The sequence below is a fragment of the Pseudomonas sp. genome, assembly GCF_046581935.1.
GTDB lineage: Bacteria > Pseudomonadota > Gammaproteobacteria > Pseudomonadales > Pseudomonadaceae > Aquipseudomonas.
On the sequence record NZ_JAYGFK010000003.1, the window covers coordinates 108,869 to 131,413 of the forward strand.

Annotated in this window: 19 protein-coding genes; 7 read left to right on the forward strand and 12 right to left on the reverse strand. The window is 55.4% G+C overall.

The window, feature by feature from the left end:
- Positions 1–15: 15 nt before the first annotated feature.
- The 7 genes from VCA57_RS02540 to VCA57_RS02570 form a co-directional block, all read right to left on the reverse strand.
- Positions 16–1,605, reverse strand: a complete 1,590-nt coding sequence (locus tag VCA57_RS02540) for a GMC family oxidoreductase (protein WP_411183389.1) — start codon at positions 1,603–1,605, stop codon at positions 16–18.
- 1 nt (position 1,606) lies between these two features.
- A complete protein-coding gene (locus VCA57_RS02545) occupies positions 1,607–2,410 on the reverse strand; it encodes an ABC transporter ATP-binding protein (RefSeq protein ID WP_411183659.1) in 804 nt (267 codons plus the stop codon).
- A gap of 17 nt (positions 2,411–2,427) precedes the next feature.
- Positions 2,428–3,231: an ABC transporter permease gene (locus VCA57_RS02550; protein ID WP_411183390.1), complete on the reverse strand. Its 804-nt coding sequence runs from the start codon at positions 3,229–3,231 to the stop codon at positions 2,428–2,430.
- Between the two features lie 157 nt (positions 3,232–3,388).
- Positions 3,389–4,375, reverse strand: coding sequence for an ABC transporter substrate-binding protein (locus VCA57_RS02555; protein WP_411183391.1), 987 nt, complete (start codon positions 4,373–4,375; stop codon positions 3,389–3,391).
- Between the two features lie 191 nt (positions 4,376–4,566).
- The gene (locus VCA57_RS02560) at positions 4,567–5,937 is read right to left on the reverse strand and encodes an aspartate aminotransferase family protein (RefSeq protein WP_411183392.1); all 1,371 of its coding nucleotides are present in this window, start codon (positions 5,935–5,937) and stop codon (positions 4,567–4,569) included.
- A 109-nt stretch (positions 5,938–6,046) separates the two neighbouring features.
- Complete coding sequence (locus tag VCA57_RS02565; protein ID WP_411183393.1) at positions 6,047–7,540, reverse strand: aldehyde dehydrogenase; 1,494 nt, start codon at positions 7,538–7,540, stop codon at positions 6,047–6,049.
- Positions 7,541–7,767: 227 nt separating this feature from the next.
- Positions 7,768–8,568 (reverse strand): carbon-nitrogen hydrolase family protein, encoded by an 801-nt coding sequence (locus VCA57_RS02570; RefSeq protein ID WP_411183394.1) that lies wholly within the window; start codon positions 8,566–8,568, stop codon positions 7,768–7,770.
- Positions 8,569–8,742: 174 nt separating this feature from the next.
- On the opposite strand from VCA57_RS02570, the gene VCA57_RS02575 reads away from it, so the two are divergent.
- The 7 genes from VCA57_RS02575 (at position 8,743) to VCA57_RS02605 (ending at position 17,486) form a co-directional block, all read left to right on the forward strand.
- Positions 8,743–9,663, forward strand: a complete 921-nt coding sequence (locus VCA57_RS02575) for a LysR family transcriptional regulator (RefSeq protein ID WP_411183395.1) — start codon at positions 8,743–8,745, stop codon at positions 9,661–9,663.
- Positions 9,664–10,243: 580 nt separating this feature from the next.
- A complete protein-coding gene (locus tag VCA57_RS02580; protein ID WP_411183396.1) occupies positions 10,244–10,624 on the forward strand; it encodes a hypothetical protein in 381 nt (126 codons plus the stop codon).
- A gap of 156 nt (positions 10,625–10,780) precedes the next feature.
- Positions 10,781–11,149, forward strand: coding sequence for a DUF6232 family protein (locus VCA57_RS02585; RefSeq protein WP_411183397.1), 369 nt, complete (start codon positions 10,781–10,783; stop codon positions 11,147–11,149).
- A 108-nt stretch (positions 11,150–11,257) separates the two neighbouring features.
- Positions 11,258–11,572 (forward strand): hypothetical protein, encoded by a 315-nt coding sequence (locus tag VCA57_RS02590; protein ID WP_411183398.1) that lies wholly within the window; start codon positions 11,258–11,260, stop codon positions 11,570–11,572.
- A 450-nt stretch (positions 11,573–12,022) separates the two neighbouring features.
- On the forward strand, positions 12,023–14,281 hold the full coding sequence (locus VCA57_RS02595; RefSeq protein ID WP_411183399.1) for an AAA family ATPase: 2,259 nt from the start codon (positions 12,023–12,025) through the stop codon (positions 14,279–14,281).
- Positions 14,282–14,336: 55 nt separating this feature from the next.
- Complete coding sequence (locus VCA57_RS02600) at positions 14,337–16,463, forward strand: UvrD-helicase domain-containing protein (protein WP_411183400.1); 2,127 nt, start codon at positions 14,337–14,339, stop codon at positions 16,461–16,463.
- 279 nt (positions 16,464–16,742) lie between these two features.
- Positions 16,743–17,486, forward strand: a complete 744-nt coding sequence (locus VCA57_RS02605; protein WP_411183401.1) for an endonuclease/exonuclease/phosphatase family protein — start codon at positions 16,743–16,745, stop codon at positions 17,484–17,486.
- Between the two features lie 98 nt (positions 17,487–17,584).
- On the opposite strand, the gene VCA57_RS02610 is transcribed toward VCA57_RS02605, so the two are convergent.
- The 5 genes from VCA57_RS02610 to VCA57_RS02630 form a co-directional block, all read right to left on the reverse strand.
- Positions 17,585–18,217, reverse strand: coding sequence for a LysE family translocator (locus VCA57_RS02610; protein WP_411183402.1), 633 nt, complete (start codon positions 18,215–18,217; stop codon positions 17,585–17,587).
- 134 nt (positions 18,218–18,351) lie between these two features.
- Positions 18,352–19,503, reverse strand: coding sequence for an acetylornithine deacetylase (gene argE, locus VCA57_RS02615; RefSeq protein ID WP_411183403.1), 1,152 nt, complete (start codon positions 19,501–19,503; stop codon positions 18,352–18,354).
- 252 nt (positions 19,504–19,755) lie between these two features.
- Positions 19,756–20,430: a DUF1028 domain-containing protein gene (locus VCA57_RS02620; RefSeq protein ID WP_411183404.1), complete on the reverse strand. Its 675-nt coding sequence runs from the start codon at positions 20,428–20,430 to the stop codon at positions 19,756–19,758.
- Complete coding sequence (locus VCA57_RS02625) at positions 20,427–20,873, reverse strand: RidA family protein (RefSeq protein WP_411183405.1); 447 nt, start codon at positions 20,871–20,873, stop codon at positions 20,427–20,429. The genes VCA57_RS02620 and VCA57_RS02625 overlap by 4 nt, the downstream gene beginning before the upstream one ends.
- Positions 20,873–22,225 (reverse strand): flavin-containing monooxygenase, encoded by a 1,353-nt coding sequence (locus VCA57_RS02630; protein ID WP_411183406.1) that lies wholly within the window; start codon positions 22,223–22,225, stop codon positions 20,873–20,875. Before VCA57_RS02630 ends, VCA57_RS02625 begins: the two co-directional genes overlap by 1 nt.
- Positions 22,226–22,545 lie beyond the last annotated feature (320 nt).

Here is a 22,545-nt window from a genome sequence, read left to right on the forward strand (position 1 = left end):
CTCAGTAACGTAGGCCTAGGCGTGCTGGCGAATTAGGTCAGCTGCCTTCTCACCGATCATGATGCACGGCGCGTTGGTGTTGCCGCTGATCAGCGTCGGCATGATCGAGGCATCGGCCACGCGCAGGTTGCTCACGCCCAATACCTTCAACTCCGGTGTCACCACCGCCATCTCATCGGTGCCCATCTTGCAGGTGCCGACCGGGTGGAACACGGTGGCGGCGCATTCGCGCAAATGCGCGAGCAATTGCTCATCGCTTTGCACCTCTGGACCCGGCAGCATCTCTGCGCCGCGCAGGCCATCGAACTCCGCCTGAGCGAGAATCTGCCGCGCCAGTTTTACGCCCTCTACCAGCACCTTGGCGTCGGCCTCGTCGCTGAGGAAGTTGAAGTCGATGTGCAAACTACGCCCAGCGCCCAAACGCACTTCGCCAACACTCTTCGGCCGCAGTACGCAGGTGTGGATGGCGTAGCCATGGCCCCACTCGAACAAGCGGCCGCGATGGCTGCGATAGCCGGGCACAAAATGCATCTGCACATCCGGTAGCGCCTCAGCCAACGGCGTACGGGCAAAACCGCCAGCCTCGACGTAGTTGGTGGTTAGCCAGCCGGTCTTCTGCGCCAGGTATTTAAACGGCGAAGCGATTATTTTCGGCAGCGAGCCGAGGGAGAAACCCAGTGACAGCGGGCTCTTCGAGCGCACGGTGACCAAGCCATCGACGTGGTCCTGGAGGTTTTTACCCACGCCAGGCAGGTCGACCTTGCAGGCCACGCCAGCCGCTTCCAGCTCGGCTTTGGGGCCGATGCCGGACTTCAGCAGAATATGCGGCGAGCCCAATGAGCCGGCGCAGAGAATCGTCTCGCGCTCACAGCGCAGGGTGCGCCACTGGCCGTTCTGGCGCAGCTCCACGCCACTCACTCGCTCGCCATCCAGCACCAGTCGCTCAACCTCACAGCCCGTCAGCACAGTGAGGTTGCTGCGCTCACGCACGGGATGGACGAAGGCGCGGTAACTGGACAAGCGTTTGGCGTTCTTCTGGGTGACGTTGTAGATGCCCACGCCTTCCAGGGTGCCGCCGTTGAAGTCGTCGTTGTGCTTGAGCCCGATATGCTCAGCGGCGCGAATATACAGACTGGACAGCGGATTGGGGTCGCGCGGCTTATCCACCAGCAGCTCGCCCTGGGTGCCGTGATACAGCAGCGACTGGCCGAGGCGGTTGCCTTCCGAGCGTTTGAAGTACGGCAACACGTCCTGCCAGCCCCAGCCTGGGCAGCCGGCGGCCTGCCAGCGGTCATAGTCGCTGGCGTCGCCACGGATGTAGATCATGCTGTTCATCGCGCTGGAGCCGCCCAAGGCCTTGCCGCGCGGCGTGTGCAGGCTGCGCCCGGCCAGGTGTTGCTGCGGCGCAGAGAGGTAGTTCCAGCTAAATACCTTGCTGGTATACAAGGTGATGGTGCCGGCGGGCACCTGCACACGCGGGCTGGCATCGCTGCCGCCGGCCTCGATCAGGCACACGCGCACGGCAGGGTCGGCACTCAATCGGTTGGCCAGTACACAACCCGCCGAGCCGGCACCGACGATCAGGTAATCGAAGCTGTCGCTCATCTCAATGCACCTCCGCCAGGTCATCGTGCAGCAGGCCGAGAATGTGCCGTTTCATGCGGATAAATTCCGGCTCCATCACCACATCCAAGGTGCGCGGACGCTCAATCGGCACGTCGAGGATTTCCTTGATGCGCCCCGGGCGCGCGCCCATCACGTAGATGCGGTCGGCCAGCAGAATTGCCTCGTCGATGTCGTGGGTAACAAACACCACGGTCTTCTTGCTGTTGCCCCACACCTGCAACAGCAGTTGCTGCATCTGCAGCCGGGTCTGGCTGTCGAGGGCACCGAAGGGTTCGTCCATCAGCAGGATTTGCGGGTCGTTAGCCAGCGCACGGGCAATCGCCACGCGCTGCATCATGCCGCCGGAAAGCTGCTTGGGGTAATGCCCGGCGAACTTGGCCAGGCCCACTTCGCCCAGGTAGAAATCGACAATGGTGTTGATCTCGCTGCTGTCCAGACCACGGCGCTTGAGGCCGAACTCGACGTTCTGGCGCACCGTCAGCCAGGGAAACAAGGTGTAGCCCTGGAACACCATGCCACGATCAGCGCCCGGCCCCTGGACCTTTTGCCCGCCCACATAAATATCGCCTTCACTCGGCTCGTTGAGGCCGGCAGTGAGGTAAAGCAGGCTCGACTTACCGCAGCCCGACGGGCCGACGATGACCGCAAACTGCTGATCCGGCACCTCGAAGGAAACCCGCTCCAGCGCGGTAAAGGTCTCGCCCTTGGGCGACTGGTAACGCAGGCTGACGTTGTCTACCCGCAGACGTGCGGTGACCTCGGCATATTCACTCAGCGCCGGCATCGGGTAAGGTTTTTTGGCTACTGCGCCCATGCGGCAATCCTCAGTCGAAGCAGACGAAACAGTTGATCGGTCACCAGCCCAAGCAGGCCGATGATGGCGATAGCCAGGAAGATCACATCCACCTGGAAGCCGCGCATCGCCTTGAGGCTGATATAGCCGAGGCCACTGCTGGCAGCGACCAGTTCAGCCACCACCAGGTAGGTCCAGGCCCAGCCCATGGTCACGCGCAGGGTGTCGAGAATGCCCGGCAGCGAGGCCGGGCCGAGCACGTGCAGCACCACATCGCGGCGGCTGGCACCGAGGGTGTAGCTGGCGTTGATCAGGTCTCGCGGCACGCCTTTGGAAACGTCGGCAATCATCACCAGTTGCTGGAAGAACACGCCGAAGATGATCACCGACACGCGCTGCTCCAGGCCGATGCCGATCCACAGGATGAACAGCGGCACAAAGGAGGTCACCGGCAGGTAGCGGATGAAGTTGACCAGCGGCTCGAGAAACGCCTGAACAATGCGGAAGCTGCCCATCAGCAGGCCCAACGGCACCGCTACCAGCGACGAGATCGCGAAGCCGATCAGCACCACCTCCAGGCTGGCCATCACGTGTTTGCTCAGGGTGCCATCGCCGCCCAGGCGAAAGCCGGCAGCGATCACGTCGCCCGGCGTTGGCAGAAACATCGACGGCACGATGCCGCCGTAAGAAAAACCGGCCCACAGGCCAATAACTAGCAGCCAGCACAGACCGCCGGCACCGAGTACCAGCTTGCCCGGCAGTTCCACTTTGGGCGTCAGGCAACGCTGCACCCAGGATTTTTGCGTGGCCATACACCACCTCGTGTTGCGGGTATTTAAAGAAGCTGAAAGCGCAGTCATGCCCCTCTCTCTCGGCATAAACCCGCACCTGTGGGAGGCGCTTCAGCGGCGACAGTCGCGGCTAAAGCCCCTGCCACGGAGCCAGTTCTGTGCAGAGGGAAGCGAAGGCTTACGGCGTGACGAACGAGGTATCCACCAGGTCGCTGTACTTCACGGCATAGGGCTTGCCTTGCAGCGTACTCCAGGTTTCGTTGGCCAGGCTGATGATGCCGGCGATGTCGCCCTCATGCCCCGGCGTGCCGAGCAGCTTCTCGCTCATGGCCTGGTCATAGAACTTCACGCCCTTGGCCGCTTCAGCGAGGTCTTCCGGCTTGGACAGGTAGCCGCCAACGCCTTTGGCCATGATCGCGTAAGCCTCCTTGGGATGGCTCTTGGTGTACTCGACAGCCTTGTACAGACCAGCGACCAGCGCCTTAACGTCTTCCGGCTGCTTCTCAATCACCCCGCAATCCAGCGCCACCACGTCAACGATCACCCCCGGCGTCGCGCTGCTGTCGACCAGCACCTTGCCAGCGCCTTTCTGCTTAACCATGGTCAGGTTCGGTTCCCAGGTCACGGCAGCCGGTATGCGCCCGGCGATAAAGGCCGAGGCCGCGTCATCGGCGGTCATGTTCTGCACTTCAATGTCGGCCATGCTCATGCCGGCCTTCTTCAGCAGGTAGCTCAGCCAAAACTGCGACACCGAACCTTCGTTGACCGCCACCGGCTTGCCCTTGAGGCCTTGGATATCGGCGATGTCGTTGCTCACCACAATGCCGTCGCCACCGTGGGATTCATCCAGCGCGGCAACCGCCTTGAAGCAGAAGTCCTTGGAACGGTACTTGAGGATTTCGTCGATGGTCGATGCCGAGCCGGACAGTTGCCCCGAAGCCTGCGCGGCCATGTACATCGAAGCCTCTTCGATGGTGGTCAGTTGCAGATCAAGCCCTGCATCCTTGAAGTAACCGAGGTCGCGGGCCAGGTACAGGGTGCCGTAACCGACCCAAGTGGTATGGCCGATAGATAGCGTGCCGGCCTGCGCGCTGGCAGCCATGCCGGCGGCCAGTGCGGTGCATGCAAAAGAGCGGGCGATACGGTGGCGCAAGGACTTGTTCATGGAGCACTCCCACAGCCTGTTGGCTCGTTGTTAGTTAGCGTGGGGCAGGTTTTGGCCAAAGGCCGGAACACATGTTTACGGGCCGGCCTCATCGGGCCGTTGCCAGGTTCTTGCTCCGCCCTCTGTGGGGCGATTTTTCATAGCGCGGTGGTGCACGCCCGCTGTTGTATGGGCGTGCATCACCTTGCGGGTTACAGCAGGTTCAACTCGCGCGCGGTGCGGTCCACCGCGCGGCGGGTTTTCTCGACCAGTTCATCCAGTTCAGCGTGGCTGGCGACCAGCGCCGGTGCCATGATCATTCGGCCCAGGGTCGAGCGGATGATCAGGCCTTCGTCAAAACCAACGGTGCGGCAGTGCCAGGCAATCTCGTTCTCGTTGGCGAAGCGTTTGCGCGTGGCTTTGTCTTCGGCAAACTGCAACGCGGCCACCAGGCCGGTGCCCTGGATCTCGCCGATCAGCGGGTGCTCGGCAAAGGTCTCGCGCAGCAATTTGTGCAGATAGGGGCCGGTGTCGTGTTTCACCGTTTCAACAATCTTCTCGTCGCGCAGCGCGGTCAGGTTAGCGATGGCCACCGCCGCCGCGACCGGGTGCCCGGAATAGGTCAGGCCGTGGGCGAACATGCCGCCCTGCTGCACCAACACCTCGGCCATGCGCGCGCTGAGCACCAGGCCACCCATGGGGATGTAGCCGCTGGTCAGGCCCTTGGCGATGGTCAGGGTGTCTGGCTGAAAACCAAAATGCTCATGGGCGAACCACTCGCCGGTGCGCCCAAAACCACCGATCACTTCATCGGCGCACAGCAGCACGTCGTACTGGCGGCAGATGCGCTGCACCTCGGCCCAATAGCTGGCCGGCGGGAAGATCATGCCGCCAGCGCCCTGGAAGGGTTCGGCGACAAAGGCTGCGACATTTTCCGCACCAAGTTCAACAATCTTCGCTTCCAGCTCGCGGGCCGCCTTGAGGCCGAATTCGGCCTCGCTCAGCTCGCCCCCCTCGACGAAGTAGTACGGCTCACCGATATGCGCGAAGTCCGGCAGCATGCCGCCCATCTCATGCATAAAGCCCATGCCGCCGAGCGCGGCGCTGCCCAGTGTTGAGCCGTGGTAACCGTTCCAGCGGCCGATCATCACCTTCTTCTGCGGCTTGCCGAGGATCTGCCAGTAGCGACGCACGGTGCGGATCAGCACCTCGTTGGCCTCGGAACCGGAGTTGGTGTAAATGGCGTGGCTGTAATGCGCCGGCAGCAGGCTGAACAGCAGCTCAGACAGCTCGATCACCCGCGGATGGGTGGTGTGAAAAAACAGGTTGTAGTACGGCAGCTCGGCCAACTGGCGGCTGGCGGCCTCATTCAAATCAGCGCGGCCATAGCCCAGCGCGGTGCACCACAGCCCTGACATGCCATCCAAGTAGCGCTTACCGTCAGTGTCCCAGAGGTGCAAGCCCTGGCCTTTGGCGATGACCAACGCGCCCTGCTCGTTGAGGGTTTTCTGGTCAAGAAAGGCATGGATGTGGTGCGCCGCATCCAGTGCCTGATATTCCTTGGTGGTGTGCTTGGCAGTCATCGCAGGGCTCCGCTAATTGTTGTTGTCACACTTGGATGGGGTGGGCCGCGTAGGTCGAGCCACGTAGGATGGGTTGAGCGCAGCGATACCCATCGCTGCGCCGCATCGGCTATCCGCGCAGCTGGAACCAGGTGGTTTTCAATTGGGTGTACTTGTCGAACGAATGCAGCGACAGGTCGCGGCCGAAGCCCGACTGCTTGCCGCCACCGAACGGCGTACTGACGTCCAGCGCATCAACGGTGTTCACCGACACGGTGCCGGCCTTGAGGCGGCGCGCCACGCGGTGGGCACGGTTGAGGTCGTCGCTCCAGACCGAAGCAGCCAAGCCATAAATGCTGTCGTTGGCCAGTTGCACGGCTTGCGCTTCGCTGTCGAAGGGCGTCACCGCCAGCACCGGGCCAAACACCTCTTCACGGGCCAGTCGGCTGGCTGGCGACACGCCGGTGAAGATGGTCGGCGTAATAAAGTTGTCCGCGCCGTTGAAGCTCAGCTGTTGGCCACCGCACGCGAGGCACGCGCCGTCGGCTTGGGCGCTGCCGATAAATTCCATGATGCGTGCAGTTTGCCGCGACTCAACGATGGCACCGGCGCGGCTAGCCGGGTTCAGCGGGTCGCCCGGCTGCCAGTCGCGGGCCTTAATCAGCAGGCGCTCAACGAATTCATCGTGAATGCTGCGCTCGACCAGCAAGCGCGAATTGGCCGAGCAAACTTCGCCCTGATTGAAGAAGATGCCGAACGCGGCCTTCTCGGCGGCCAAGTCCAAATCCTGACAATCGGCAAACACCAGATTGGCGCTCTTGCCGCCGCACTCCAGCCACACCTGCTTGAGGTTGGACTGCGCCGAGTAGCCCATAAAGTATTTGCCCACTTCCGTGGATCCGGTGAAGGCCAGGCAATCGACATCCATATGCAGGCCGAGGGCTTTGCCGGCGGTTTCGCCAAGGCCGGGGAGCACATTGAACACGCCAGCCGGGATGCCCGCTTCCAATGCCAACTCCGCCAAACGCAACGCGGAAAACGGCGATTGCTCAGCCGGTTTGAGGATTACCGAATTGCCCGCCGCCAGCGCCGGGGCGAGCTTCCAGGCGGCCATATCCAGGGGGAAGTTCCACGGCACCACGGCCGCAACCACGCCCAGCGCTTCACGGGTGATGGTGGCGAGCACGTTGCGCGCGCTCGGCGCGACTTCGTCGTAGAGCTTATCGAGGCTTTCCGCGTACCAGCGGAACACCCCGGCCGCGCCGGGCACGTCGATATTCCAGGCGTCCATCACCGGCTTGCCCATGTTCAGCGAGTCGAGCAGGGCCAGCTCATCGCGGTTGGCCATAATCAAGTCGGCGAGTTTCAGCAGCACCTGCTTGCGCTCGACCGGTGCCCGTTGCGACCAGTCGCCCGCCTCGAAGGCTTGCCGCGCGGCACGCACCGCCAGGTCAACATCAGCCGCATCACAGGCGGCGACGTTAGCCAGCAGTTGGCCGGTGGCCGGGTTGATCGAGGCAAAGGTCGCGCCCGACTGCGCCGCCACAGGCTGACCATTGATCAGCGCCGTGGTGATAAAGCGTTGCTGCTGCGCCCGTTGTTGCCAGTCGCTGAATTCGTACACCGCTATCCCCTTCTCGCCGATTGATTGCTGCTGCGAGTCGATGGTGGCTCAAGCCTGGGGATAGGAAAAATATTAAAAATATCATCGGGACATACGAAAAAGCTGGTCACACCCGCACCACCTTGGTGCGCTACGCGTTATTAGCGTGCAGCCATTAGCGCAGTGGCGACTGCGGCTGGCGCAGCGCTACCTGGCAGCGCTCAGCGAGGTGCCAGGCCCGCACCGTTTCAGCGCGTGACGAGTGCGCCGTACAACGCCGGACGGCGTCCTTCCAGGTAAGGAAACTGCGCGCGCCACTGCTCACGCGGCGCGCGATCCAGATCAATCAGCAATAAGCCCTCGCCACCGGCCAACACCCCGAGGCGTTCGCCATTGGGCGCGGCAACGCAGGAGCCACCGAGAAACACCAAGCCGTTCTCCACGCCACTGTGGTTGCAGTAGGCGACAAACAACTGATTCTCCACCGCCCGTGTTGGCACAATCAGCTCCGGCACCGTGCGGTACTCGGGGGTCAACGCGGTAGGGATCAGCACCAGTTCGGCACCTGCCAGGGCATGCGTGCGCACGGTTTCCGGGAACTCCACGTCGAAGCAAATCAACAGCGCAATACGCCAGCCCAGCCATTCCACCGGCGCTTGCAGGCAGTCGCCTGGGGTAAACAGCTCGTGCTCCATGGCCCCAAACAAATGCGTCTTGCGGTAGTTGGCCAAGCGCTGCCCATCGGCATCAATCAACTGCGCCGCGTTATACGGCCGCTGCCCATCCTCGTGGCGCTCGGCGTAGCCATAACAAACCGCCACGCCATAGCTGCGGCACAACTCGGCTATCCGCTGCGCAGATGGACCGTCGGCATCCTCGGCCAGCGCCGCCATTTGCTGCGGCACCTGATAACCGCCTAGCCACAGCTCCGGGCACAACAGCAACTGCGCACCCGCCACAGCGGCAGCGCGCAACTGCACATCCAAGGCCAACAGATTGGCGTTGATATCGGCAGGGAAGCCTTGGGTTTGCCACAGGGCCAAGCGCATAGTGAGTCTCCTTCGTGTGATCGTGTATGGCTCTTGCAAGCAGGAATCGCTCCGCAGGCGGCCAGCAAAAATATCGTCGCTGCCGAACAAAATGCTCACCCGCCCGCACCGCGCTGCCGTGGCCAACGGGTTAAGGTGCACTCACCAGCAAGCACAGTTCAACCGAGGTTTTGCGTGGCTTCCTATACCCTGCGTCAACTCAGGTACTTCGTCACCACCGTGGAATGCGGCAGCGTCGCCGAAGCATCGCGCAAGCTGTACATCGCCCAACCGTCGATCTCCACCGCCATCAAAGGCCTGGAAGAGAGCTTTGGCGTACAACTGTTTATCCGCCACCACGCCCAGGGCGTATCGCTGACGCCCGGTGGCGCGCGCTTTTACCGCAAAGCGCAAAAGCTGCTGCGCATGGCCCATGAGTTTGAACAAAACGCCCTGGCCGACAACGACGTAGTGGCCGGGCAGATCGATATCGGCTGCTTTGAGACCGTCGCCCCGTTGATATTGCCGAGCCTGATCGCCGGCTTCGGCCAACGCTACCCCGGTGTAGAAATCCGCCTGCACGACGGCGAGCAACAAGAGCTGGTGCAAGGCCTCACCGGCGGGCGCTTTGACCTGGCGATTTTCTACGAGCACGACCTCGACAGCACCATCGAAACCGACCCCCTTATGCCCCCGCAACGGCCCTACGCCCTGCTGCCCGCCGGCCACCGCTTTGCCGCGCAAAGCCAAGTGTCACTGCGCGACCTGGCGCTGGAACCGATGATCCTGCTCGACGTGCAACCCAGCCGCACCTACTTCGTGAGCATCTTCGAAGAACTCGGCCTTTCGCCCAATATCGTTTTCAGCTCGCCATCGATAGAAATGGTACGCGGCATGGTCGGCCAGGGCTTCGGCTTCTCCGTCCTGGTCACCCGCCCCTACGGCAACACCACCTACGATGGCAAAGAAGTGGTCTGCGTCGACATCACCGAAGACGTCACCGGCTCCGGCCTGGTAGCCGGCTGGCTAAAACGCGCACAACTGACCAAACCGGCGCAGTTGTTTGTGGATTACTGCAAAGAACAGATGGCACCCGCCGCGCCGAGCGAGGCGTAAGAACCTGTTCATGACCTGCTGCGCGTTGGCCTTCGCCACATAGCCAAGCGCAGCGATACCCAGCCGGTTAAACCTGCGTAGGCCGGGGCCGTGATGAACTGACAAATTAGGTTAGCGCCGCTCAACGGCGGCAGCGCACCACCACCAACCAGCAGTTTAAAAACCAGCAAAAACCTACCAGGCGCTAAAACAGCGCCCGCATGCGCTGCTTGCCGTTTACACGGCAAATGCTTAATGTCGCAGCGAACAGGCAGGCCAACTGCCACTACCAGCCGCAACCAAAGGGAGTTTGGAATGCGCAACATCCCCCTCTCGAACACCCCTACTCTTTTCTGCACTGGCGCAACACTGCTTGGCGACTCGTATTCGAGCGTGGATGGCGGTGGTGGTTATGGCTGTGTGAAATGTGGGAGTCGCGCTAATGCGCACTATGGACTCACCAAGGGCGGGAAAACGATTGATACGAATGAACTTTATAGAAGCCATCGGAGATCGACGGCATTGCTATGTGGAATTTCTCGTAATGTATTCGTGAGAAATACTCGTATAACCGTTAGTCATTTAACCCAATGGAATTCAGATGTTTGACAAAGACAGAGTGTACTCAAGAACCGAAATTCAGAGTTTGGTAGGCGGAGAAATCCAGACGTATTTACCGCAAAGGAATAACCGTATTCTTGCTGGGTGCTTTAATAAAGAATTGAACCCAAACTGCCCTTTACAAATTCAAGCAGGTAGCGCGAGTAAAGTTATTAGAAAAGCTGAACTTATTATTTCTCAACCTGAAAATGAATTTCCGGTATTCACAAAGCCTAACAAAAAAAGTAAAGACTATCGCTATATCGGAGTTTTTAAGTGTACTGGTGGGACTAATGCACCTGAGATTCTTAAAGAGGCCGAAGAAAAATCTGGAAGATTTGGTCAGCTATCCTATGTTTTTGACCTTGAACAGCTTACATAAAAACTGTTTCAAATCGCCCGATTCGCTCACGAAGCTAACGGGGTCATAGTGATTTAATTTTGACCAACCAGGAATTACCAGCCTGCAAGAACATTCACTCCGCCCCCTTTAACCCCATGAGCAAACCTTAATTAACCCACAACCGGAGATATAAAAATGGACGAAACAATCTTCTTCAACCAAGGAAATGTCAGCGTAAGCAACAGCCGGTTTATTGTCGACGGCCAGACGTATGCAATGAGCAACGTGACCTCTGTGAAATCTGGCGTCACACCTCCAGATAGAGGCGCGTCAATAGTTATCGCAGCTATAGGTTTACTTTGTTTATTTGGGAGTGGATGGATTTTCATAGCTGGCATAGTAGCGCTAGCGATAGCTGCATTGGTATGGATAGGTAATAAAGAAAAATATTCTGTGATTTTAAACACCTCATCCGGTGAAAATCAGGCACTGGTAAGCGAAGAAAAAGAATATATAGCCAATGTAATCACCTCATTAAACGAGGCCATAGTCAGCCGCGGATAATACGTCACCATTCGATGATAGCAAACCCAAATTAGCTCTAGGGGCTAAATATCTCACTTCAACCCTAAATTTAGTTAGGGCTATCAAATGCACAAGGAAACTCTCTCAATGGAAGAAGAAGAAAAAACTCAAAATATAAAACTTGAATATTTCGATCTAAAACAAGCCACCAACGATATAGGCGATGCATTAGGAGCCAAAGAGAAATCTATTGCTGGTGCAAAACTTTTTGGGAAGACATTGTTTAATACAATACTATTTGCAGGAAAGACCGCAGTAGAAAAAGGGAAAGAAATATCAGAACAAAAAGAAAAACACTTTGAGTCCAGCGAAAAGAAGCTTAAAAATCTCAAAGAGAATGGATCTTTCGCTGAAAAAGCAGCAGCGTCCGCAATACTAAAAGATAGGAATATAGAAGATTAATAATTACTGAAACGACCCTGGCCTATAAAGACCAAAAATATAAGTTCACTTACCCTAAATAAATTCAAAGGAAATTAAGCTATGTCATGTAGTGCTTGTGGTGCAGGAAACCACACTCTCAGAAACTGCCCCAATGTTTCACGCTGTTCTGTATGTAACAAATCCGGCCACAACGCACAAACTTGCCCAGACGCACGAAGGTGTAGCATTTGCAATGGTAGAAACCACGACGCTAGAAACTGCCCGATGAAAAATAAGTAGCTCGGAAAATCTTAAGACGCGTGTAGATAAAGGAATACTAAAGGGGCTGGAGTAATTTATTTCTTGTCAATTCGAATTGAGCTGGCCGCTAGATTATTAATCCTCCCCTTTAACTAGAATTATTCCAACAGCATAACGAGGCGTTAGATTTCAGAAAGCGTTGACCATCTATCTATAGGAAGAAAGCCAGTGTATTTAGAAAGTCTAACCATAAAGAACTACCGCAAGTTCCGATCTACAGACAATACGGTATGCTTCGTTAAACCTAAAATTATTAATATGAGCACTGAAGGAAATCAACCAGAGTCAGTGATTGCACCTTCAACAACTTTAATCATCGGCAAGAATAACTCCGGCAAAACTACCGTCGTCAATGCATTAAAAATGCTATGCCAAAATGAGCAGCCATCGGCATCAGATTTCAATCTTTCCTATTTAAATGAGCTATTCAATCAATACAAGCAAGATTTTGAAAAAAATCAAAAGACAAAATTCGAAAATTTAGAAACACCGAACTTAGAGTTTACTTTAAAGATTAAAGTGGACTTTAACGATGAAGACTTAATTACTCACCTCGCTCCTTTTATGTCAATTAGTGAAAAGAGCAATGGGGAACCAGTTAGTGTATGCATTAAGGTTAAAGTAGTACTTACAGAGGAGTCTGCTTTCAAAGCAAAAATCAAAGAAATTCTTGAAGCCATTGACTCGGAGAATAACAAACTAGACGGAACACAGCAGTTTTCGAAATTTTACAAATTGCTTTCAAAAGAAAATAACCCATACCAAACAGCGGGCAATATTTATCAGTTTAAATTTATTGACCTCATAGGAGATGCAACAGAAAAGTTTTCTCTTAAAGAGCTAATACACATTAAAGAAATCAAAGCCAATCGCCACCTTAAAGATGGCGTGCTGACCAGTGTATTTAATAAAATAGTTTCCTTTCAGTTTACCAATGACGTTACCTCTCGCTCAAAATTGGCAGCAAGCATAGAGTCGATAAACAAACTCATATCTGACGATGTAGGTTCTAAGAGTGGTGATATTTCTAAAGTCTTAGGAGAGGTGGAAAGCAGCAACAAGGTTGAGATGAGCCTTTCGGGCAACGTTACTTACGATGCGATAATGAAAGGACTGATAAAATATAATTTTATGGATGGCAATGATTATATTCCTGAGGATCAATTTGGCTTAGGCTATATCAACCTACTAAATATTATTGGTGAGATCATCCATTTTGTTGATAGCTATGAAGACAAAAGCCATTTTAGTCGCATAAATCTTCTCTTTATTGAAGAACCAGAAGCGTTCATGCACCCTCAGATGCAGGAATTTTTCATTAAGCGTATTGATAATGCAGTAATAAAGGCTCTGGAAATTGCAAATGCGTCTTCAGCACATGAAAAAACACTACAGTGTCAGATTGCGATTACCACTCATTCCTCTCACATCGTCAACAGTAAAATTCACAGCAGCAACACCTTCAACAATCTAAACTATTTAACCTCAGTCAATAAATGCACTAAAGCCATAAACTTGACTGATGACGCTGTTGTTTCTGACGATGGCATTGACGCTAACAAAAAGCTTAACTTCATCAAGAAACATATAAAGTACAAAGTCTCTGAGCTATTCTTTTCTGACGCGATTATTTTCGTTGAGGGCATCACAGAAGAAACACTGTTAAGTTATTATCTAGAAAAACACCCTACTCTTAGCAAACACTATATTTCAGTATTTAATATCAATGGCGCGCACGGCAAATTGTATCTTCCACTGGCGAAAAAACTTAGCATTCCAAGTTTGATTGTGACCGACTTAGATATCAAACGTGAGAAATGCGAGAAGAACGAAAAACACAAAGATAATGAATCTTGTGGTGTGTGTAGCCATAAGGCTAAAACGGATAAGACACCTTGCGCGCCAGGAAATGCTCCAGAATATAATCAAATCACTAGCCTTAATGGACGCAAAACAACCAATGCAACACTTAAAGCGTTTAATCAGCAGATAGGTAATAAACTCGAAAGTGAAGCGGATCTAATTGAAGACATCCAGTTCTTTGAAGACGACAACCTTTATGTAGTATTCCAAAAAGATCCAATTGAAAAGCAATACGCAACCAGCTTAGAAGAGGCATTAATCTTAACAAACTACCAAAACGATATTATTAATAATGTAATTTCAGGCTGTAAGCCTGATATATATAACGAGATTTTAAGTACAGGTGGAAAAGAAGCACGAGCTAACCTGATTCACAACTCGTATAAACTCCAGAAAAAACTATCAGACAGTAAAAGTGATTTCTCCAACAAATTGCTTTTTAGTTTTCTTTCTTCAGTCGAAGGTGAAGACTTACCGAAATTACCCAACTACCTAGAAAGCGGTTTAAATTGGTTAGTTACTAAACTGCAAACCAATGACGCGCTCTCATCAATTAAAACCTAGGTAGGGATTGTAGAAGACTGGGAATAGAAAACTTAAAGCACGGGGATTATATCTGATGACGCCAAATGAGAGAGCGGAGCTGGAGATTCAGAAAAGCATTGAGAGTCATATCGATGATTTTAAAAGTTTTCGTTTTAATGCAGGGGCCGGCGCGGGAAAAACCTACGCACTGATAGAAACTCTAAAACATGTCACCATCAATAAAATTGCAGCCAACAAAAGCTCACAAAAAGTAGCATGTATCACCTATACCAACGTTGCGGTGAATGAAATAAATACTCGATTAGGAAACTCTGAAACAGCACACGTTTCAACTATTCATGAAAGACTATGGGAAATAATAAAAATAGCTCAACCACAGCTTTTAATATGTCACCAAGAAAAAATAGTGGCAGTTATAAAGCAAATCAACCAAGATTTATCACTCTCTGAGAAAGCTAAATTCTTTAACGACCTTGATAAGGTACAGCAACAAGAATTTATTGAGTTTGCCAAGCAAACAAAAGAGCTTTTCTATCACTCTAAAAAACTAAACTCTGCATCTTTTAGAGCCGCCTATAAAAACACAGGAATTAATCAGCCCGCATTTCTAGATACCTGCCTGAAAAATTTAGAGAAATTTAAATTCCTTGTCAGCTTGCTATATAAAAAACAAAGGCTTGAAGAGTGCCTTGAGAGAATTGATGCTGGAGAGGAAAACCGTGTAAGTTATGACAGCAAGGTAAATCTAGACAGACTTCACTACATGAAATTTAGCCATGACACTCTGCTTGAGTATGGTTTGAAACTCGTCGAAAACTATCCGATTCTTTGTCGTATAATTATTGACAGCTACCCCTACTTCTTTATCGATGAATATCAGGACACACACTGTAACGTGGTGAAATTTTTAAAAATTCTTCATGACTACGCGATTAAAAATAATAGAAACTGGATGGTTGGTTACTTTGGTGATACTGCACAGAGCATTTATGATGATGGCATTGGCCGAAATATCGAAGTGCTTCATGCAGGTCTAAAAAATATCGACAAGATATTCAATCGCCGTTCGCATCAGCAAATTATCAATACTGCCAACAATATTCGCGCCGACAACATAGTCCAAGTACCAATCTTTAAGGAGCGAAATACTGGATCAGTGCTTTTTTCACATAACAACTCAGAAGAAAAATTAGCTACAGCTCGAAGTTTTCTAGCCGAGTATAGAAATGATCTTATCAAAGAGAATGGAACGCAAGGAGACCTGGCTGATGACGAGAATAAAATCCACTGTTTGGTATTAACAAATAAACTCATGGCAAGTTTTAATGGGTTTGGCGATGTTTATGATGCTTATCAAAAGTCATCAATCTTTCACGACAACCTAAACACCCAGGTTCTATCTCAACAGTTAGAAAAGCTACACCCAACTATTTTAACTATCTACCACCTTATTAATTTTTATCAAGACATACAGCAAGGGGAAATTTCGTACCATGATGTTTTTGGATCATCAGGTAAAAACATGGCTTTTTCCAAAGCATGCTTGGTTATCGGCGAATTAAAGAATGAAAAAGTCTCATTATTAAAAGACTGGACGAATTTAATAATTGAGCGGCTTGAAAATAGCCATGTTAAAAACGAATTAGCTAAAGCGTTAATTAACCGCATCAACTACGAGCAAGTCAAATTGTCTTCTGGAGAAATATTCAGAGAAACACTATCAGACAGCATCAATACACTAATGAATGAAGATTCGGAAGATGAAGATAAAGCCAATGAAAAGATAGACAGCATTCTATCATTACCAATCGCATCCTTAACAAACTGGGTCAATTTCATTAAAGGTATCGAAGCTGATGAAATTAGTTACCATACATATCATGGAACTAAGGGTGAAGAGTATAAGAATGTAGCTATCATTCTTGAGCATAGCTTTGGCAGTAAGAACAGAGATAAATTTAAAAACTACTTCAAGGTTGTACAACAAGAGGTGAAGGGAATAGAGCTTCTATTTGCTAATCCAGAGCAGGAAGAAATACATATTAATACCAAAAACTTACTCTATGTGGCCTGCTCAAGAGCGATAAAAAATCTCAGGGTACTTTATCTGGATGATATATCGGAAATAAAATGTGGCATTGAGGCTATTTTTGGCAAAAGTAACCCTTGGCCAGAAGATAGAACTCATAGCCCAGCATGAGTTTTTATTTTTAATAAAAAATGATCGCAAAAGAGGACCAATTTATTGATTGGCCTAATCCGACTGACCTGAAAATAAACCCGTCCCATGTTCCTCTGATTCCCATTAATTGCCGCAATTCCATTTAGAAAATGGTAGGCCTAAGGATGCTCTGAAGTAGCCTTGTAACAATAATAGGCCCGGCCTTCTATGACGGGCGTCTGGTACACTTCGGCAACCCAGCGCAGCGGTTTTTCATCGCTCGCGAAGCACCCCGTGCCGTCATCGCCGACTGATCCCATGCCGCTCAATATCGCGTCCATCAACATCGAACGCTCCAGGCACTTGCCGCGCGTCGAGGCCTTCGTCAAGCGTGAGCGCCCGGATCTGCTCTGCCTGCAGGAGCTCTGCGAGCGCGACATTGGCTTCTTCGAAGCGCTGATGGGCGGTCGCCTGCACTTCGCGCCAATGATGCTCCATCCGGGGGAAGAGCCTGCGGATGTGGTCGGCGTCGGTATGATCGCCCGCGCAGACGCATTGACGGATGTGGCCGTCGACTACTACTCAGGCAGCGCGCAGGACATTCGCGAAATCACCTTCTTCAGCACGCAGGGCCAGCGCACAGCCGACCCGTTGAGCATCGCCGAAGTCATGCTGAGCGCTACCCTCCAGGGCTTACGCATCGCAGTCACCCACCTCAACGTGACCCCACTTGGCACTTCCACCGCATACCAGCGGGAAAGTGCCGGCAAGCTGATTCGCCTAGCTCAGGCGCAAGCCCAGCAGGCTGGCGACCTGCTGCTGGTAGGCGACTTCAACGCCCCGCGCGGCCGCGCCACCTTCGACCTGATCGCCGCGCACTTGATCGATGGCATACCGGCGCACTACACCAGCAGCATTGACGGCTCGCTGCACCGCGCCGGAGACATTCCGTTTATGGTCGACGGGCTGTTCCACACGCCGGGCTACCGGCTGGAAAACGTCCGTCTGAGTACCGGCGTATCCGACCATTGCGCGCTCAGTTGCCGCTTGAGCAAAGCCTGAACCGGCAACAAAAGAACAAGCAGCGACAGACTTATTGGTTGCTCGAATACAGCTGACGTAAAAATAAATCCACGCCTTTTTCCAATGACCAACGAGGCCTAAGACTGCGCACCGCTGGTAACAAGGCGAATGCCGAGCCCGATCATGATGGTTCCGGCCAGCCGGTCGATGGTGCTCTTGTAATGCAGGTAGGCACGCCGAGGTGCGGGGGCGGACAGGAGTGCCGCGACGAAGGCATACCAACCGAATTCGACGGCAAAGACGCAGAGCACCAGCCCCACAGCCAGTGACCAAGACACCGCTGCGGGGAGAAAGGAGGCGAATACGCTGGCGTAGACGATGGCGGTTTTCGGGTTGCTGACTTGGGTGGTAAGGCCCAGCAGAAACGAGCGCCGTATCGGCCGGGCAGTGACTGTAGCCGTAACGCTAACCGACAGCGGCTCGCGGGCACCCCGGTAAATGCGGTAGCCGAGATAGGCCAAATAGAGGCCGCCGAGTACCTTAAACAGCAGGTAGGCCATCGGCACCGCCTGGAACATCGCCTGGAGCCCGAGTAGGGCCGCAGCCGCGAAGATAACGCCGCCCAGCCCCATACCAAGCGCGGCAGCGAGCGCGTTGAGGCGTGAGGTTGCTACCGCCTCCCTGGCAACCATCACAAAGCTGGGGCCAGGACTGGCAGCCCCCAGCCCCAAGGCCATCGTGATGCCGACGAGTGCAATCAACTCTTGCATGGAACACCTCCTGGGGCTGTACGGTATGTGACGCTTCTCTACAGGCAAAAAGCAAGTCGGCTATCAGGTCCATCTCGGCGTCAGCGCCGGGCGATAGAGACTTATCGACCAACCGGCAGCACCAGGTTACGTACTCAGCCCTGCATCCACTTCGCCAACTTACCCAGCAATGCATCACAAGCATCGAGCTGGGCGAGGCTGACGAATTCATCCGGCTTGTGCCCCTGCTCCATGCTGCCAGGGCCGCAGATGACGGTGGCGATGCCGGCGGCGTCAAATAGGCCGCCTTCGGTGCCGAAGGCCACGGTGGCGAAGTCTGCATGGCCGCAGAGCAGCGCCAGCAGGCGCGCGGCGGCGCTGTTTGGGTCGGTGAGTAGGCCGGGGTAGCTGGACAGTTCACTAAAGCGAATAGCACTGGCGGCGCTGACTGCGCGCATCTGTGGCAGCAGTTCGCGTTCGGCATAAGCCTGCAGTTCGGCGGCGACGTGCTGCGGGTCGTCGGCCGGTAAGGCGCGCATTTCAAAGTCGAAGCGGCATTCTGCTGGGACGATGTTCAGCGCACGGCCGCCGCTGATCAGCCCGGTTTGCACGGTGGAATACGGCGGATCGAAGCGTGGGTCGTGGCGTTCCGGTGCGGCCAGTTGCGCACCAATTTCGCCGAGGTGGCCGATCAGTTTGGCGGCGTATTCAATGGCGTTGACGCCGTGCGGGGCGTAGGCCGAATGGCAGGCCGCGCCGTGAACTTCGCAGCGCATGGCCAATTTGCCTTTGTGACCGAGCACCGGGCGCATCTCGGTGGGTTCGCCGATCAGGCAGATCGCCGGCCGATCCGGGCTGGCGCGCAGTTGTTCAACCAGGCTACGCACGCCGAGGCAGCCAATTTCCTCGTCGTAGGAGATGGCGATATGCAGCGGCAGGCGCAGCGGTTGTTGCAGGAACTGCGGCAGCGCGGCCAGTACGCAGGCGATAAAACCTTTCATGTCCGCCGTACCACGGCCGTACAGGCGGCCGTCGCGCTCGCTGAGTTGGAACGGCGGCACGCTCCAGTTTTGGCCGTCTACCGGCACCACGTCGCTGTGGCCGGAGAGCATCACCCCGCCGGCACCGGGCGGGCCAAGCCGGGCATGCAGGTTGGCTTTGCTGCGCTCGGCATTGAACAGCAGCTCGCTGGCGATGCCGAGGCTGGCCAGGTAGTCGCGCACGTAGCTGATCAGCGCCAGGTTGGACTCGCGGCTGGTGGTGTCGAAGGCAATCAGGTCGGCAAGCAGGGCGCGGCTGGTGGGCATGGGGCAATTACCGATGCAAGGGGTGATTGATAACGCTGTACATCCCGTCTGGCGATTCAGCGGCGACAGCAGCAAGGGTCGCGGCTAAAGCCCCAGCCACAGGGTACGCCCTTGGGAGGGCGCTTTAGCCATAGTTGCCCGGTGGACGAGAAAAGCGTCGTCCACCCTACTCGCTTCAGCAGCGACGTGGGCAGCCCCAAGGTCGCGGCTGAAGCCCCTCCCACAGATGCCTCCGTGGGGGGACTGCACTCACTACTCGTCGCCGGGTACGCCGTAGCGTGGCGCTTGGGTCGGGTCGAGGGCGCGCACGATGTAGTCATGCATTTGCGGTTCATAGGCGCGCCAGAGTTTGGCCAGTTCACCGATGGGGTTGTCGTCGGCCCAGTCGACGCGCAGGTCGATCACCGGCCAGATCAGGTCGCCGACCACCGACATGGCGGCGGAATGCACCGGGCCGGCCTCACCACCCGCCGCCATGGCGGCATGCATGGCGGCCAGGAGGCGATCCGGCAAGCCACCCTCGACCTGTTCAAAGGCTTCAACCATGGCGTCGATGACCGCCGGGGACGTCAGCAGGTTACCGGCGGCCACGCACTGTTCGCCGGCCCGCGCATGGTTTACGCCGAGGGCTTCGCTGCCGCTGAAGTGGGCGCAAGCGCCGTGGCTGTCGATCACCGTTACCTGGCGGTACTGGCCATAACCATTGCTGGTCAGCGCTTTGTCCAAGGCAGCGCTGGGGCTTTCGCCCGCTTCCAGCAGGTCGAGGATCTGCGGGCCGAGGGCCGGCAAGGTGATGTTTTGCGTCGACACCGCGCCAACCCCGGCGCGCAGCCAGGGGCAACGCGCGCCCACAGCAATGCTCGATGAGCTGATGGCGATTCCCAGCTGGCCGGTTTCGGCGCAGCGCCCAACGATGGAGAAGGTCATGCGTGCAGCTCCTTGGCGGGGGTGATTTGCCAGTCATCGGGGATGACGGCGATCACATCAATCTCCATCAGCCACTGCGGCTGGCCGAGGGCCGAAACCACCAAACCGGTGGAGATCGGGAACACGCCTTTGAGCCATTTGCCCACCTCCTGGTAGACCGCCTCGCGGTAGCGCGGGTCGGTTAGATAAGTGGTGGTTTTGACGATGTGCGACAGGTCGCTGCCCGCCTCCTCCAGCAGTTGCTTGAGGTTTTTCATGGCCTGCTCGGCCTGCGCGCGCGGGTCGCCGAGGCCAACCAGATTGCCGTCGAAGTCGGTGCCGACCTGGCCGCGCACATACACCGTGTTGCCGGCGCGCACGGCTTGGCAGAGGTCGTTGTCCAGGGTCTGGTTGGGGTAGGTGTCTTTAGTGTTAAACATGCGGATGCGGGTATGGGTGGGCATCAACGAACTCCCGAAAGGCTGACGGGCTGGCTGGCAGCGGTCTCGGCCTGGCATTGAGAAGGGTCGCGATAAGCGAGGTATTTTTGCTGGATGGCGATGTGCCCGGCGATGTGTTTGGCGTCGTGCCACACGCCCCAGATAAAGGTCGAGCCGCGCCGCGACAGCCACGGCAGGCCGAGGAAATACACCCCCGCCTCGCTGGAAACACCGCGCTGATGCTGAGGTTTGCCGTTGGCGTCGAAGGCGTCGACCTGCAGCCAGCTGAAGTCGTTGGCGTAACCAGTGGCCCAAATGATGGCGCTGACGCCGGCCTTGGCCAGGTCGAGTTCGAGGATCGGCTGGGTGACGCAATCCGGGTCGGGCAGGCGCTCGCGGGCTTGCGGTTCTTCCGGCAGATCCAGGCCATTGCGGGCGATGTAGGCATCGGCGGCATCGAGCAGCGACAGGTAGTTTTCGTCGCCACGGGCGATGTTTTCGGCCAGGTTAGCCTGGAAGTGGACAACGCCATCGGCAATCGATTGGGTCAGGCCAACCAGGGTGATGCCCTGCTGGGCCAGACGACGAAAATCAATGGTGCTGCCGCCGTGTGCGCCGCTGACGGCGATAGTGACGTGCTCCTTGCCCGGCTGGACGACTTCCGCATCCCACAGGCCGAGCACCCCCAGCCACCAGACGAAGTCGCGGTTGCGGTAGGCGCGCGGCGGGCGGTCGTGTGCGCCAACCGAGAGGTAAACCTGCTTGCCGGCGCGCCGCAATTCGTCGGCGATCTGCACACCAGAGGAACCGGCCCCCACCACCAGCACCGCGCCTTCAGGCAGTTGTTGCGGGTTGCGGTAGTCGGCGGAGTGAATCTGATAAAGGCCTGCGTCCTGGGCGGCGATTGGCGGGATAACCGGCCGCTGAAACGGGCCAGTGGCGACCACCACGCGGTTGGCCAAAATCACTCCTTCGGAGGTCTCGACGGTAAAGCCGGCACGGTCGGCATTGCGTACCACGCGCAGCACGTCGACGCCGGTGCGGATCGGCGCGTTGATCTGCTGGGCGTAGGCCTCGAAGTAATCCGCCACTTGGTCCTTGTGGGCGAAGGCGTCAGGGGCCAGACCGGGGAATTCCATTCCGGGGAAGCGGTCATGCCAAACCGGGCCATTGGTCACCAGCGAATCCCAACGGCCAGTACGCCAGGCTTCGGCGATGCGCTTACGCTCCAGAACAAGGTGCGGCACGCCGAGGTTGCTCAGGTGCTCACTCATGGCGACACCGGCCTGGCCAGCGCCCACCACCAGCGTATCGATTTCTGTGGGTTGCCCTGCCCTGTCCGGGCGAGGGAAAGCGGATTGCTTTAGGTCGGTCATGGCGTGCCTGCTCTGAGTCTAATCATGGCGGTTCCGCAATCGCAGCAAGGCTGGGCGGTGTTTGGCGCATTTTGTTCAGAGCGGCGGTTTAGCGAAATGATGATTTTTGTAGTCGCAGGCTAGGAAAAAACTGCCTGCCCAAAAAAGCCTGCTCGCGGCACGGCCATACCCGCGCAATACGTCGCCCACAGGCGGGACGCCAGCCCCTAAAAAATAATTCTTCGCATTTTTTGGAGATATTGAGCCGACGTCGAACTGGCACGTTTGTGTATGGCTCGGCAAATAGTGTGGCGTTTGGCTTTTGCTTTGCCCTTGAATCG

Bases quoted from the DNA above. Each gene is read 5' to 3' on its own strand.
- VCA57_RS02625 (WP_411183405.1), bottom strand. From the start codon at position 20,873: ATGCCCACCCATACCCGCATCCGCATGTTTAACACTAAAGACACCTAC.
- VCA57_RS02570 (WP_411183394.1), bottom strand. From the start codon at position 8,568: ATGCGCTTGGCCCTGTGGCAAACCCAAGGCTTCCCTGCCGATATCAAC.
- VCA57_RS02555 (WP_411183391.1), bottom strand. From the start codon at position 4,375: ATGAACAAGTCCTTGCGCCACCGTATCGCCCGCTCTTTTGCATGCACC.
- VCA57_RS02590 (WP_411183398.1), top strand. From the start codon at position 11,258: ATGGAAGAAGAAGAAAAAACTCAAAATATAAAACTTGAATATTTCGAT.
- VCA57_RS02585 (WP_411183397.1), top strand. From the start codon at position 10,781: ATGGACGAAACAATCTTCTTCAACCAAGGAAATGTCAGCGTAAGCAAC.
- VCA57_RS02540 (WP_411183389.1), bottom strand. From the start codon at position 1,605: ATGAGCGACAGCTTCGATTACCTGATCGTCGGTGCCGGCTCGGCGGGT.
- VCA57_RS02610 (WP_411183402.1), bottom strand. From the start codon at position 18,217: ATGCAAGAGTTGATTGCACTCGTCGGCATCACGATGGCCTTGGGGCTG.
- VCA57_RS02605 (WP_411183401.1), top strand. From the start codon at position 16,743: ATGCCGCTCAATATCGCGTCCATCAACATCGAACGCTCCAGGCACTTG.
- VCA57_RS02550 (WP_411183390.1), bottom strand. From the start codon at position 3,231: ATGGCCACGCAAAAATCCTGGGTGCAGCGTTGCCTGACGCCCAAAGTG.
- VCA57_RS02545 (WP_411183659.1), bottom strand. From the start codon at position 2,410: ATGCCGGCGCTGAGTGAATATGCCGAGGTCACCGCACGTCTGCGGGTA.
- VCA57_RS02630 (WP_411183406.1), bottom strand. From the start codon at position 22,225: ATGACCGACCTAAAGCAATCCGCTTTCCCTCGCCCGGACAGGGCAGGG.
- VCA57_RS02580 (WP_411183396.1), top strand. From the start codon at position 10,244: ATGTTTGACAAAGACAGAGTGTACTCAAGAACCGAAATTCAGAGTTTG.
- VCA57_RS02560 (WP_411183392.1), bottom strand. From the start codon at position 5,937: ATGACTGCCAAGCACACCACCAAGGAATATCAGGCACTGGATGCGGCG.
- VCA57_RS02600 (WP_411183400.1), top strand. From the start codon at position 14,337: ATGACGCCAAATGAGAGAGCGGAGCTGGAGATTCAGAAAAGCATTGAG.
- argE (WP_411183403.1), bottom strand. From the start codon at position 19,503: ATGCCCACCAGCCGCGCCCTGCTTGCCGACCTGATTGCCTTCGACACC.
- VCA57_RS02620 (WP_411183404.1), bottom strand. From the start codon at position 20,430: ATGACCTTCTCCATCGTTGGGCGCTGCGCCGAAACCGGCCAGCTGGGA.